Genomic DNA, 12,074 nt, shown 5'->3' on the forward strand with positions numbered 1-12,074 from the left:
GCGATGCGGGCCCTAGCTGGCTACTATTTGATGCAATTCCAAGTTGGCACTTTGCCTCAGCGCAACCAAAGAAGCGGCTTCAGGTCATACCCAATGCTTCTTTGTACATCTCCAGCACGGCTTCTTCTTCGGCGATGTCGTCTTTATCGCGCTTTCTCAAAGCGACCAACTTACGCATGACCTTGGTGTCGTAGCCACGCGCCTTGGCCTCGGCCATTACCTCTTTTTGCTGTTCCGCCAAGTCCTTTTTCTCGGCATCCAGGCGTTCGATCCGTTCGACAAACTGGCGCAGCTCACCCGCGGTCACGCGGTAGTTTGCGGCGGCCTGGTCTTCGGTCATGTCTTCCATTTTCGTCTCTCCCAGAGGCTGATTTCAGATGCTGCGGCAGCGGGCAATATGCCGGATACATCGCCGCCGCCCGGGCCGCAAGCGCCCAATCCCCGCCGGGCTTGTGTGCATTGGTTTGATCCGCTAAGCGCACAAGGTATTCATAGGCATATGTGGGGAACCATGTTCGAATTCATCACCTGGGGCGGTGCCGCCCTTTCACTTGCCGGGCTAATGGGCCTGGTCTGGTGCATTCTTCGTGTGATGAAGGCGCGCAAGTCCGGCCTTACGGACGACGAACTGCGCGCCGTTGTTCAAAGCGTTCTGCCATGGAATCTGGCGTCGCTTTTCCTTTCGGTGATTGGCTTGATGCTGGTCATCGTCGGGATTTCATTTTCCTGACGGCCTGATTCAGATCGGCAAGTTGTCGAAACGCGCTTCCATCGCATCCTCACAAAGCGCCGCATCAAGTCGGCGCAGGCGCGACGGCACATGCACACCCTGCTGACGCATACGCGCAATCACTTTGGTGACACTCGGCTGAAGGGCCAAACGGGTTTCTAGACAGGCGTTCTGAAGCTTTTTTTCAAGCTGTTCCGCCTCGGAATACAAGTTGATATCAGTCATCTCCATCCTCCCAGATGCTGGTAGTTTTCCAGATATAGGTAACCGTTTTAAGACTCGTCCAAGCTGCCCCTTTGATCACGCGGAAACCCGCTTGTTCCCTGCCCGATTTCGGCGGGTGAATGCGGATTGGTTAAATTTTACTCTGTTCCCGATTAAGCTGCCTTGACAGGCATCAAATCACGAAATGTTCATTGTGTCACATTCCATAATTGATATATGAATAGAGTCGCACCGGCGGAGGGCCACATGACACCGAAAGTGAAAGCGTTTTTCGACCCGGATACCTTTACGGTTTCCTATCTGATTCAAGACCCCGACAGCCTCGCCTGCGCGATCGTCGACAGCGTTTTGGATTTCGACCATGCCTCGGGCCGGACAAGCACCGCCTCGGCAGATCGGATTGTGGATTACGTCCGCGCCAACGATCTGAAGGTCGCGTGGATATTGGAAAGCCACGTTCACGCCGACCATTTGTCGGCGGCCCCCTACCTGCAACAGCAACTGGGCGGCAGGATCGGAATTGGCGAACAGATCATCGCCATTCAGGAAACTTTCGGCAAGATTTTCAACGAAGGCACCGAATTTCAGCGCGACGGCAGTCAGTTTGATGCGCTGTTTCAGGAAAGAGACAGTTTTCACGTCGGGCAGATGCGCGGCGACGTTCTGCACACGCCGGGGCACACTCCGGCTTGTCTGACCTACGTGATCGGCGATGCCGCCTTTGTTGGTGACACGTTGTTCATGCCCGATTTCGGCACGGCGCGCTGCGATTTTCCCGGCGGCTCGTCCGAGATGCTGTTTAACTCGATCCAGAAAATCCTGTCTTTACCGGATCAGACCCGCATCTTTGTGGGGCATGATTACAAGGCACCTGGCCGCGACGAATACGCCTGGGAGACAACAGTGGGGGAACAAAAAGCCCTGAACGTTCATATTGGCCAGGGGCGACCCATCGAAGAGTTCGTCGAAATGCGCGATGCGCGGGATGCGACACTGGCGATGCCGCGCCTGATCCTGCCCTCGTTGCAGGTGAACATGCGCGCCGGGCAGATGCCGCCGGCAGACGAAAAAGGCGACGTGTTCCTGAAGATCCCGGTGAACAAGCTTTGACGCCCCGCAATCAGGTCAACAAAGGATAATCAATGCAGACTGAATGGGTGTGGGGCCTTGCCGGCGGCCTGCTGATCGGACTGGGTGCTGCGGTTTACCTGCTTGGAAACGGGCGCATCATGGGCGCCAGCGGCATTCTTGGCGGGATGGTCGACAAAAGCGAGCGCAGCTTTGAACGGTTAAGTTTTCTGGTGGGGCTGATTGCGATGCCGCTGTTGCTTCGCCCCCTGCTTTCGCCGACCCCGGAGACGAATCTGACGGGCAATTTCACCGTCGTGATTATTGCCGGGGTGCTGGTGGGCTTGGGCACGCGCATCGCTAACGGGTGCACATCGGGCCACGGGGTTTGCGGAATATCGCGGTTTTCCCTGCGCGGCATTATCGCCACCATCATCTACATCACCGCCGGAGGGGTCACGCTGGCCTTGATGCGCCATATCTGGGGGCTGATCTGATGCGTGCCCTACTGTCTTTGCTAGCGGGGGCCCTGTTTGGGGCCGGGCTGTTGATCTCGGGTATGACGGACACAACAAAAGTTCAGGGCTGGCTGGACGTATTCGGGGCGTGGGATCCAACGCTGGCATTTGTGATGGGTGGCGCAATCCTGCCGATGCTGGTCGCCTGGCGCTTAACCTCCGGTCGCACGCCTATTGCGGGCGGGCAGTTCCCGACAAAAGCCGCGCCGGAATTGGATCGCCGCCTGATACTCGGGTCCGTGTCGTTCGGAATGGGCTGGGGGTTGGCCGGGTTGTGCCCTGGACCTGCCATAGCCTCGGTCACATACGGCGGGTTTGGCGGCGTTGTGTTTCTGTTGGCGATGATCGCGGGAATGTGCGCGGCCCCTGCCCTAGGGGCGCAACTGGACAGAGCCGCAAAGGCAGCCTAAGCAATTGCCATGGAGATTCGACCAATAACCCCCCGCTACGCCGTCTCGCCCCAAATCACGGTCGAGGATGTTCCAGCTATCGCCAAAGCCGGTTTTGTGAAGGTCATCTGCAACCGCCCCAACACCGAAGTGACCGAAGACATGCAATCAGATGCGATCGGTCAGGCCGTGCGTGCCGCGGGGATGGAATACGAAGTTCTCGAACTGACACATCAGACCATGACGCCCGAGAATGTCGCCCTACAGCGGGGCTTGGCGGAAAGCTGCGGCGGGCCTGTTCTGGCGTATTGTGCGTCAGGCACACGCTGTTCGGTTGTCTGGGCGTTGGGCCAGTGCGATCAGATGAGCACGGACGACATATTGGACGCCACGACAAATGCGGGCTACGCGTTGGACAACCTACGCCCGACGCTGGATCAAATCCGAAAAACCACCAGCTAATTGACCAGGAACTACCCTATACTGCCCGGATCGCCATCTTCTTGCGTCAAACCAGCCAGTTGCGAGATTTCGGCAACCATCTGATCGGAATCCGCGAAATTCAGGGCTGTCTCGACGTCGATCGTCACGGCCGGGTCAAGTGCTCCACTCCCTTGCGGCAAATCCGCCATATTGGAAATCTCGGGCATTTCATTTCGCGAAAGTTCTGAGCCGGCTTCCAGAAAATCATACCTTCCGGCGGTGCCGGGTTCAACGAGCAAGGCATTTTCGTTCAGCCGAACCGCGCGCATCCCACCGCATTGCCCCAGACGCCCAACCGCAGCCCGGTTGCGGTCTATCGTCAGGATCTCGGCACGATCCAGTCTTGATCCTGTCAGGGGCAACACACTGCCGACCTCAAGCCCGGACAGTGCGGTCAGCGGCAGCGACATCCGGCAGATCACTGTATTCAGATCGGCCCGTAACACGCCCGAAGCATGTTCCAGATTTGGCCCGATCTCTTCCAGAGGTGGTTCGCTTTCGCCGACCTCCTCAGGCAGGTCCGGTAACAGGACTGATATCTGCCCCTGCCGCAGGCCACCGCCCAGTTCCACGGTCAATTCCATAACGCGATAGGTGTCTTTTGTCATCGCAAGAGACAGGGATCGCAGATCGGGCAAACGCGATGTGAACTCATACCCGGACAGGCTGACCTGATCACCCGGCGCCTCAACCAGCTTTGCCGCGCGCGTCAATGCGTCTTCGACCAAAGGCGCGACCATTGCGGCGTCGGTATCCGTGAACGCCCGAGGGGATGGCGCATCCGACGTCACCCCGCCGATGGTCTGCATTTGAACGATTGACGAGACCGACACCAGATCCAGGCAAATCGCCGATGACAGCCCATCGCTGTTGAAAAACTGTAACAACAGCCAGTCTTTGCCGACAGCGTCGCCCCAATCCTCTGGCAATCTGCCTGACTGTTTTGCGCCTATGACGGATAGGGGCAATTGCAATAGATCCCCCGCAGCACGTGCAAATGCCAACCGCAGCGCGCGCAAAACCGAACGCGGCTTGCCACCCGATTCTTCATGCCCCGCTGTAAGCTTGCGGGCCCAAACTGTGCTGACAGGTTGTGCCATGCCTTAAACCGCTATCCGTTCCTGTATCTGATATCCGGTCTAACCCGGCGCAGGTTACGAATGTCTTTATTTTCGCGTCACTGTGCGGCCTGCCGATACGCAAGCGGCAGCCGAACGCGGAACGCGGCGCCGCCCTGCCCCGGCAGATAGCTGATCTCGCCGCCCAGGCGCTGCATGATCTCACGGCAGATCGCCAGCCCCAGCCCTGCACCACCTGCCTTGTCACCGCTGACGCGGGCAAATTTCTCGAACACCATGGATTGGGCCTCGGGCGGGATGCCGCTGCCATTGTCGGCAAAATCAATCACAATCTGGCCACCTACATCATGGGCGGAAATCGTCAGCTCTGGCTCTGGCGCGTCACAATATTTCTGTGCATTCGAAATCAGGTTGATAAACACCTGCCCCAACCGATCCAGATCCGTATGCAAGGGAATACGTTCCGACACTTTTGACCGCCGGACAGTCAATGACTGGCTGGTGCCCGCCAACGCGCTTGAGACCGCCCGGTCCAGAACCGAACGCAGCGTGTCGCCTCCCATATTCAGGCTGACCTGACCGCTTTCCAGCACACTCAGGTCCAACAGGTCATCCAGCAACCGCGTCAGGCGCAGGGCCTCGTCATGGATGATGGCGGCATAACGTGTCTGCTCCTCACCACTCAGCCCTTCGGTGTCGCGCATAATCTCGGAAAACGCGCGGATCGAGGTCATAGGCGTGCGCAGTTCATGACTGACCTGGCTCAGGAAGCTGTCTTTTTGCGCAGAAATCTGGGTCAGCTTGGTGTTGGCCTCGCGAAGTTGCCGCGCGGTGCGGCTCAGCTCGGCTGATTTAACCTCTAACTGACTGGAATACTCCAGCATCTGCGCGGATTCATCCGCCACCGCCAGCAGATCTTCGACCGAAACGGATGATCCGCCGACAATCTGACCGATCATCGCATGGGCCGTGGCCGCACCGACCGAGCCGCTTAATTCCCGTTCAAGACGTTCCAGAAACGCAGGTGTCGGCTCTGGCAGGCTGGTCCGTCCGCCCTGTTGTTCGACCTCGGCCTGAAAGAACTCTTGCGCGGGGCCTGCGCCCAGAATGCGCTGCGTCATGATCATCAGGTCTTCGCTTTGCGCCACGGACCCGGACCAACCGCGCGGCGCGACGGAGTGGTCAAAGACATTGACGAATTGCGCGCCCTGCAATCGCTCCAGCGGGCTGGGAAAGCTCAGCAGCGAGGCGGTGCAAAATGCCAGCGTATTCAGGGATAGTGACCACATGACCGAATGTACCATCGGGTCCATCCCCTCGATCCCGAACAGGGCCTGCGGACGTACCCAGCCCAGACCGAACGGCCCGTTTTGCAGGATCGACTCGGGCATTATCGCCCCACCCATGCCCGGCAGCAGCAGGGTGTATATCCACAACAGGAATCCGACCGTCAGCCCAACCAAGGCCCCCGTTCGCGTGGCCCCGCGCCAGAACAGGCCGCCCACCAAGGCCGGCAGAATCTGTGAGATTCCGGCAAAGGCCACAAGCCCGATCGACGCCAATGCCGCCCCGCCACCGGACAGGCGATAATAAAAGAACCCGAACCCCATGATCACCGCGATAGACACCCGACGTGCGACCAGCACGACATGACGGACGTCACCGGACACCGAACCAGAGCCACCCTGCGTGCTTAACCAGATCGGCATCACCAAATGGTTCGACACCATTGTCGACAAGGCCATCGCCGTGACGATGACCATGGACGTGGCAGAGGAAAACCCGCCGATAAAGGACAGCATCGCCAACCAGTCGTTGCCCTGCGACAGCGGCACAGTCAGAACGAACAAATCCGGGTTCGACCCTTCGGGCAACAAGTCCAGACCGACAACTGCGATTGGAACCACAAACAGGCTCATCAGCAAAAGATACAGCGGGAACGCCCAGGCGGCCGTCCTCAGGTGCCCTTCGTCAGCGTTTTCAACCACCATGACCTGAAACATGCGCGGCAGGCAGATAAAGGCTGCGGCCGACAGAAAGATGAAAGTTGTCCAACGCCCCGCGTCCACATTCCACTGACCGATTTCAGAGGCGTCGATACGGTCCATCATCGGGCCAATGCCACCGGCGACCCCCCAGACGACGAAAACACCAACAGCAAGCAAAGCAAACAGCTTGACCACCGACTCCAGCGCGATGGCGGTCACGACGCCATGGTGGCGCTCGTTTGCATCAAGGTTTCGGGTGCCGAACAGGATCGCAAAAACCGCAAGGCCCGCCGCCACCCAGAACACGCTTGAACCCTCGCGGTAGAGGCCGGACGGGTCCGCCTCGGCAAAGATGGAAAACGACAGGGTGATGGATTGCAGTTGCAGCGCGATATAGGGGGTTCCGCCCAGCACAGCGAGAATTGTCACACAAATCGCCAGTGTATTGGATTTGCCATAGCGGGCTGAAATCAGGTCGGCGATGGATGTCACCCGCTGGCTGCGCCCCACCCGCACCAGTTTGCGCAGGCCCCACCACCAGCTGACCATCACCAGCGTTGGCCCCAGATAGATCGTCACGAATTCCAACCCCGACCGGGCGGCATTCCCCACGGCACCATAAAACGTCCAGGCTGTGCAGTAGATCGACAAAGAAAGCGTGTAGATCAACGGAGACCGCAACCACGCCCCCCGCCCCGCCGCAGCCATCCGATCAGCAGCAAAGGCAACGCCGAACAACAACACGACATACCCAAGACAAACCAGGATCAGGACGTTCAGCGTTGCCATTGATCCGTATCCGAATCCGTTTCGTCACTTGCAGCCATGCGTCTGGCGGCAAACCCGAAAATCAGGCTGGCGACAATCAAAGCGGCCCAACACGCAAAGATGTAAAAGATTGCCGATGACAGCGGAACGCCCTTTTCGCTGGACCCGCCCGGCCACAGCAGGGGAATTGCGATCAGCGCGGCACCCAGAATCGGCAACAGGCGGGCGGCGTCGGTCAACCTGCGGCGGCGGTAACTCTGTCGCTCCAGAAACAGCGAAGGCCGGGTGCCTGACGGCTGACGGTCTTCGCCCGTGGTCATGACCGTGTTGCCTGCGCGTGCAGATCACGCACCGCCGTAAGCACCTCGGCGTTTGAAAACGGCTTGGTCATAAAGCGGCTGACCCCGGCGTTTTCAGCCATTTCGCGGTCACGGGACTGGCCGCGGGCCGTCAGCATCAACACAGGCAAGCCCTGCATGTCCTCCAACTCGCGCAGATCACGCAGAATTTCCATGCCACTTTTGCCCGGCAGCATGACGTCCAAAATGACCAGATCAGGATTCGCGCCCTGAATCACCTGCAATGCGTCCGAACCTTCGGCATGGGTTTCGACCTGCCAGCCCTCGCGCGTCAGCAGGAACCGAATGGCCTCGGCTATGTTCGGCTCATCCTCGATTAACAGAACCTTACGGCTCATGATTTTATGTCCTCCCCGTGACGGGTTTTTCATCCGCCTACCCGTCAGCGCCAGCTTACGCGCACTGTCAGGAAACTGTCAAAAACCTTCGCTTAGAATCGACGGTTCGCGCCGCGACTCGCAATCGTTGTTGGGACAGACACGGCAACTCGGCCCGACCTTGGCAACCGCCTGTTTTTCCTGCATCGTTTCTTCTGCCGCCCGGACAAGCATGACCGAGCGGTAAGCCGGTCCGTCGTCATACCCAGAAACCGATTGAGGCCACGCGTAAGCAAAACAGTCAAACACCGCCGCCGTCCTTCCAAGCTGTATGATGCGCTTGCGAATGGGCACCAACGGCCGGTTCAATGCCTGGAACATCGGCCACAGCGGGCAAGCCTCGCCAAAGCGCGGCAGGGCGAAACCGGGAACCGATTTATTGAACAGGATACTGCCCGAGGCGTCGCACACCACCAACCCCGCTGGCCGCGTCAGATACCCCTCAGGCAAGGTCGCAAGCCGCCGGAGCACCGTCGCGATATCCACGGAAAATTCTGCCGCCAACCGCAGCGGGTCCGGCTCTACCCCCTCCAGTGCTGCCTTGACTGCGTCCAGCGGCATGGCTGCTGCATCCGCCGCGTAGATGTCCAGAAAGTCGCGGGTCAGCGTTCTTGCGGCGGCCGAATCCAGCGTGCTCAGATCAACATCCGCGCTGGGTCCACCGGCTTCGATCTCGGGGAAATGGTGGGCGTGCCGGTCAAAGAATGCCTCGACATCCTCAAGAGGCACACCGCGACGATCATCAGCGGTATCTGAATCATCCAGATACGCCACCAGCGATTTGGAACTGTCGGCCAACCGTTCGGCATCCTGATGCAGGTTGCGGTGAAAACGGTCCTGCCACTCGGGTTCAATCTCGTGCGTTTCCGCCAAAATCGCGGCGGTCGAACGAATCGCCGCTGCCGTCGACAGAACCTCGTGCATCGAGGCCGCCAGATGCGGGTCATGGGTCAACCTGTCCGACAGGGTCTCGATCGTGCGTTCCAGCGAAACAACCCGCCGGTGCATCTGGGCCAGAACGCCAGCCCACCCGGGAAACCGGCTTGCGAATTCCTCCAACCCATCGACTTCGGCCTGTTGGCCAACGGCATCCGCCGCAGCCTCACGCAGGGCCGAGATCAGCGTGGCTTCGATACCCTGCGTCAGAACCGAAGGTTCGACCGTCAGCGCAGCCGCGATGTTCACCAGCAACTTGCCCCCGATGCGGCGGCGATTATGTTCGATCAAATTCAGATAAGACGCCGAAATGCCGACACGGCGGGCCAGTTCAGCCTGCCGCAGCCCCGCGATCTGACGCCGTTCCCGAATGCGACTGCCTGTCAGCGTATCGCGCATCATGCCCTTCCTTCGATCGGGGCGCACCCCATTTTCAAAATTATTTTCTGAACTCTTTATATTTATTTACCGGTTGTGGGGCAATTTTCACATCACATTTACATTCTTGACACGCCCGACCTATGGTTTTCGCAGGTGTGCATTCCGGGTCGTATTTCGAATTTCATCCGCCCCCTTCTATTTTGCCCTAAATCCCGTCACGATGAAGGGATGAGCGATCCAGCTTTTGAATACGCCCCAATCGGACTTGTCGAATTGGAAAACCGGGTCATCCGGCGCTGCAACCTGCAGTTCGCGCGCACCTTTGGCGGGGAAGAGGCGGAGTATTGCAACATGCCGCTGCTGCACCTGTATCCTTCGGTCGCGGACTGGGAAAGGATTGGCGTGCGCAGCCTGCAAGTCATGCGCGATACTGGCTATTACACGGACGAGCGCGTCATGCGGCGGCGCGATGGCGATTTGTTCTGGTGCCGTGCGCGCGGGCGTTCGCTGACCCCGGACGACCCGTTTCGCCATGGCATCTGGAGCTTTTCCGACATCTCCGAAGAACGCCCCCTGGTCGAGCTGACGACGCGCGAACGCGAGGTGGCCATCATGTCCTGCCGCGGCCTTTCGGCCAAGGAAATAGGCGTGGAACTGGGCCTGAGTTATCGCACAATCGAAGCCTACCGCGCACGCCTATTAGAGAAATTCGGCGCCCGCAAACTCCCCGAATTGGTGGCGAAACTTTCAGGAATGCCCCTGTAGGCTCTTTTCCCCCTCGGGGACTTGGGTAAAACCCCCATCTGACAAGCCGAGACTGCGCTTTTCATGACCGGGCGCATGGCTTATAACGCTGCGTAATCAGACCAAAGCCCGCGTGACACAGACGGGCCAAAGGGGAACCGTCGAGGACACTCATGACAGACACCAAACACGAAGCGGATGTGGCATTCATCAAGGCATTGGCCGAGTTGCTGCGCGAAAACGACCTGACCGAATTGCAGGTCAAACGTGAATACGGCGAGGAAGACAGCCTGAACGTGCGCGTCAGCCGCAAGATTCCGGTCGCTCCCGCTGCGGTTCAGGTTGCCGCTCCTGTTGCGGCCCCGATTGCCGCCGCTGCCCCTGCTGCCGCCGAAGCGCCCGCAGCTGCCGAGGATCCGGCCAGCCATCCTGGTGCCGTAACCTCACCCATGGTTGGTACCGTTTACATGCAGCCCGAACCGGGCGCGCCCTCGTTCATTTCCGTCGGTGCATCGGTCTCAGAAGGCGACACGCTTTTGATCGTCGAGGCGATGAAGACCATGAACCACATCCATGCGCCCAAATCGGGCACGATCAAGCGTGTTCTGGTTGGCGACGGTGACGCCGTGGAATTCGGCACCCCTCTGGTCATTGTTGAGTAAGGCAGGCCCATGTTCGACAAGATCCTGATTGCCAACCGAGGCGAGATCGCCCTGCGCGTCATCCGCGCCGCGCGCGAGATGGGGATTGCCACGGTTGCCGTGCATTCCACCGCCGACAGCGACGCGATGCATGTGCGCATGGCAGACGAATCGGTGTGCATCGGCCCCCCGCCCAGCCCGCAGAGCTATCTGTCCGTGCCTGCGATCATCTCGGCCTGTGAAATCACCGGCGCGCAGGCGATCCACCCCGGATACGGCTTTTTGTCCGAAAATGCCGAGTTTGTGCAGATCGTCGAAGACCACGGCATCACCTTCATCGGCCCCACCGCCGAACATATCCGCGTTATGGGTGACAAGATCACCGCCAAGGACACGATGAGGGCGCTGGGTGTGCCTTGCGTGCCCGGTTCCGACGGCGGCGTGCCCGATCTGGCTGCAGCCAAGCGCATCGGCGAGGAATTCGGCTATCCCGTCATCATCAAGGCCACAGCCGGTGGCGGTGGTCGCGGCATGAAAGTCGCGATGAGTGCCGACGAGATGGAAAGCGCCTTCATGACCGCGCGCGCCGAGGGCAAAGCCGCCTTTGGCAATGATGAGGTCTATATCGAAAAATACCTGACCACGCCGCGCCATATCGAAATTCAGGTTTTTGGGGACGGTAAGGGCAAAGCGGTGCATCTGGGCGAACGCGATTGTTCCCTGCAACGCCGCCACCAGAAAGTGTTCGAAGAGGCCCCCGGCCCCTGCATCACCCCCGAAGAGCGCGCCAGAATCGGCAAGGTCTGCGCGGATGCAGTCGCCAAGATCAACTATATCGGCGCGGGCACCATCGAATTCCTGTATGAAAATGGCGAGTTCTATTTCATCGAGATGAACACCCGCCTGCAGGTGGAACACCCGGTGACCGAAGGCATCTTTGGTGTCGATCTGGTGCGCGAACAAATCCTTGTCGCCGCGGGCGAGCCGATGTCATTTGGTCAGGACGATCTGGTGATCAACGGCCACGCCATCGAGGTCCGCATCAACGCGGAAAAGCTGCCGAACTTCTCGCCCTGCCCGGGCAAGATCACGGCCTTTCACGCGCCGGGTGGTCTGGGTGTGCGGATGGATTCAGCGCTGTATGACGGGTATTCAATCCCGCCCTACTATGACTCGCTGATCGGCAAGCTGATCGTACAAGGCCGCGACCGGGACGAGGCGCTGGCCCGCCTGAACCGCGCCCTGGGTGAACTGATCGTGGACGGCATCGACACAACCGTGCCGCTGTTCCACGCCCTTCTGCAAGAACCCGACGTCCTGAGCGGTGATTACAATATCCACTGGCTGGAACGCTGGCTTGCGGAAAACATGGCTCAATGACGATATGA

At 59.3% G+C, this 12,074-nt stretch carries 15 protein-coding genes; 8 read left to right on the forward strand and 7 right to left on the reverse strand.

What is annotated here, in order from left to right:
- Positions 1–79: 79 nt before the first annotated feature.
- On the reverse strand, positions 80–349 hold the full coding sequence (locus JT51_RS07995; protein WP_037310488.1) for a DUF2312 domain-containing protein: 270 nt from the start codon (positions 347–349) through the stop codon (positions 80–82).
- A 162-nt stretch (positions 350–511) separates the two neighbouring features.
- On the opposite strand from JT51_RS07995, the gene JT51_RS08000 reads away from it, so the two are divergent.
- Entirely contained in the window at positions 512–730 is a 219-nt protein-coding gene (locus tag JT51_RS08000) for a hypothetical protein (RefSeq protein WP_037311926.1), read from the forward strand.
- 9 nt (positions 731–739) lie between these two features.
- On the opposite strand, the gene JT51_RS08005 is transcribed toward JT51_RS08000, so the two are convergent.
- Positions 740–955 (reverse strand): hypothetical protein, encoded by a 216-nt coding sequence (locus JT51_RS08005; protein WP_037311928.1) that lies wholly within the window; start codon positions 953–955, stop codon positions 740–742.
- 246 nt (positions 956–1,201) lie between these two features.
- Between JT51_RS08005 and JT51_RS08010 the strand changes: the two genes are divergently transcribed.
- The 4 genes from JT51_RS08010 to JT51_RS08025 are packed head-to-tail and all read left to right on the forward strand — an operon-like array spanning position 1,202 to position 3,392.
- Positions 1,202–2,065, forward strand: a complete 864-nt coding sequence (locus tag JT51_RS08010; RefSeq protein ID WP_037310491.1) for an MBL fold metallo-hydrolase — start codon at positions 1,202–1,204, stop codon at positions 2,063–2,065.
- A 32-nt stretch (positions 2,066–2,097) separates the two neighbouring features.
- The gene (locus JT51_RS08015; RefSeq protein WP_037310494.1) at positions 2,098–2,520 is read left to right on the forward strand and encodes a YeeE/YedE family protein; all 423 of its coding nucleotides are present in this window, start codon (positions 2,098–2,100) and stop codon (positions 2,518–2,520) included.
- Entirely contained in the window at positions 2,520–2,951 is a 432-nt protein-coding gene (locus JT51_RS08020) for a DUF6691 family protein (RefSeq protein WP_037310496.1), read from the forward strand. The genes JT51_RS08015 and JT51_RS08020 overlap by 1 nt, the downstream gene beginning before the upstream one ends.
- Positions 2,952–2,960: 9 nt before the next feature.
- Positions 2,961–3,392: a TIGR01244 family sulfur transferase gene (locus tag JT51_RS08025; RefSeq protein WP_037310498.1), complete on the forward strand. Its 432-nt coding sequence runs from the start codon at positions 2,961–2,963 to the stop codon at positions 3,390–3,392.
- Positions 3,393–3,403: 11 nt separating this feature from the next.
- Here JT51_RS08025 and JT51_RS08030 read toward each other — a convergent pair whose 3' ends face one another.
- The 5 genes from JT51_RS08030 to JT51_RS08050 all read right to left on the reverse strand — a co-directional run bounded on the left by JT51_RS08030 (position 3,404) and on the right by JT51_RS08050 (position 9,322).
- On the reverse strand, positions 3,404–4,513 hold the full coding sequence (locus JT51_RS08030; protein ID WP_037310500.1) for a FliM/FliN family flagellar motor C-terminal domain-containing protein: 1,110 nt from the start codon (positions 4,511–4,513) through the stop codon (positions 3,404–3,406).
- Between the two features lie 77 nt (positions 4,514–4,590).
- Positions 4,591–7,269 (reverse strand): sensor histidine kinase, encoded by a 2,679-nt coding sequence (locus tag JT51_RS08035; RefSeq protein ID WP_037310502.1) that lies wholly within the window; start codon positions 7,267–7,269, stop codon positions 4,591–4,593.
- On the reverse strand, positions 7,257–7,568 hold the full coding sequence (locus tag JT51_RS08040; RefSeq protein ID WP_037310505.1) for a hypothetical protein: 312 nt from the start codon (positions 7,566–7,568) through the stop codon (positions 7,257–7,259). Before JT51_RS08040 ends, JT51_RS08035 begins: the two co-directional genes overlap by 13 nt.
- Complete coding sequence (locus tag JT51_RS08045; RefSeq protein ID WP_037310508.1) at positions 7,565–7,945, reverse strand: response regulator transcription factor; 381 nt, start codon at positions 7,943–7,945, stop codon at positions 7,565–7,567. The genes JT51_RS08040 and JT51_RS08045 overlap by 4 nt, the downstream gene beginning before the upstream one ends.
- 78 nt (positions 7,946–8,023) lie before the next feature.
- Positions 8,024–9,322 (reverse strand): helix-turn-helix transcriptional regulator, encoded by a 1,299-nt coding sequence (locus JT51_RS08050; protein WP_037310512.1) that lies wholly within the window; start codon positions 9,320–9,322, stop codon positions 8,024–8,026.
- A 207-nt stretch (positions 9,323–9,529) separates the two neighbouring features.
- Between JT51_RS08050 and JT51_RS08055 the strand changes: the two genes are divergently transcribed.
- The 3 genes from JT51_RS08055 (at position 9,530) to accC (ending at position 12,066) form a co-directional block, all read left to right on the forward strand.
- Complete coding sequence (locus tag JT51_RS08055) at positions 9,530–10,066, forward strand: helix-turn-helix domain-containing protein (protein WP_037310514.1); 537 nt, start codon at positions 9,530–9,532, stop codon at positions 10,064–10,066.
- Between the two features lie 152 nt (positions 10,067–10,218).
- Positions 10,219–10,707, forward strand: coding sequence for an acetyl-CoA carboxylase biotin carboxyl carrier protein (accB, locus tag JT51_RS08060; RefSeq protein ID WP_037310517.1), 489 nt, complete (start codon positions 10,219–10,221; stop codon positions 10,705–10,707).
- Positions 10,708–10,716: 9 nt separating this feature from the next.
- On the forward strand, positions 10,717–12,066 hold the full coding sequence (gene accC, locus JT51_RS08065) for an acetyl-CoA carboxylase biotin carboxylase subunit (RefSeq protein ID WP_037310520.1): 1,350 nt from the start codon (positions 10,717–10,719) through the stop codon (positions 12,064–12,066).
- Positions 12,067–12,074 lie beyond the last annotated feature (8 nt).

Origin of the sequence: Ruegeria halocynthiae (assembly GCF_000743705.1) — a bacterium.
GTDB lineage: Bacteria > Pseudomonadota > Alphaproteobacteria > Rhodobacterales > Rhodobacteraceae > Ruegeria > Ruegeria halocynthiae_B.

Coding starts and splice junctions, on each gene's coding strand:
- JT51_RS08025 (WP_037310498.1), top strand. CDS start 2,961: ATGGAGATTCGACCAATAACCCCCCGCTACGCCGTCTCGCCCCAAATC.
- JT51_RS08015 (WP_037310494.1), top strand. CDS start 2,098: ATGCAGACTGAATGGGTGTGGGGCCTTGCCGGCGGCCTGCTGATCGGA.
- accC (WP_037310520.1), top strand. CDS start 10,717: ATGTTCGACAAGATCCTGATTGCCAACCGAGGCGAGATCGCCCTGCGC.
- JT51_RS08010 (WP_037310491.1), top strand. CDS start 1,202: ATGACACCGAAAGTGAAAGCGTTTTTCGACCCGGATACCTTTACGGTT.
- JT51_RS08035 (WP_037310502.1), bottom strand. CDS start 7,269: ATGGCAACGCTGAACGTCCTGATCCTGGTTTGTCTTGGGTATGTCGTG.
- JT51_RS08030 (WP_037310500.1), bottom strand. CDS start 4,513: ATGGCACAACCTGTCAGCACAGTTTGGGCCCGCAAGCTTACAGCGGGG.
- JT51_RS08040 (WP_037310505.1), bottom strand. CDS start 7,568: ATGACCACGGGCGAAGACCGTCAGCCGTCAGGCACCCGGCCTTCGCTG.
- JT51_RS07995 (WP_037310488.1), bottom strand. CDS start 349: ATGGAAGACATGACCGAAGACCAGGCCGCCGCAAACTACCGCGTGACC.
- accB (WP_037310517.1), top strand. CDS start 10,219: ATGACAGACACCAAACACGAAGCGGATGTGGCATTCATCAAGGCATTG.
- JT51_RS08055 (WP_037310514.1), top strand. CDS start 9,530: ATGAGCGATCCAGCTTTTGAATACGCCCCAATCGGACTTGTCGAATTG.
- JT51_RS08000 (WP_037311926.1), top strand. CDS start 512: ATGTTCGAATTCATCACCTGGGGCGGTGCCGCCCTTTCACTTGCCGGG.
- JT51_RS08050 (WP_037310512.1), bottom strand. CDS start 9,322: ATGATGCGCGATACGCTGACAGGCAGTCGCATTCGGGAACGGCGTCAG.
- JT51_RS08005 (WP_037311928.1), bottom strand. CDS start 955: ATGACTGATATCAACTTGTATTCCGAGGCGGAACAGCTTGAAAAAAAG.
- JT51_RS08020 (WP_037310496.1), top strand. CDS start 2,520: ATGCGTGCCCTACTGTCTTTGCTAGCGGGGGCCCTGTTTGGGGCCGGG.
- JT51_RS08045 (WP_037310508.1), bottom strand. CDS start 7,945: ATGAGCCGTAAGGTTCTGTTAATCGAGGATGAGCCGAACATAGCCGAG.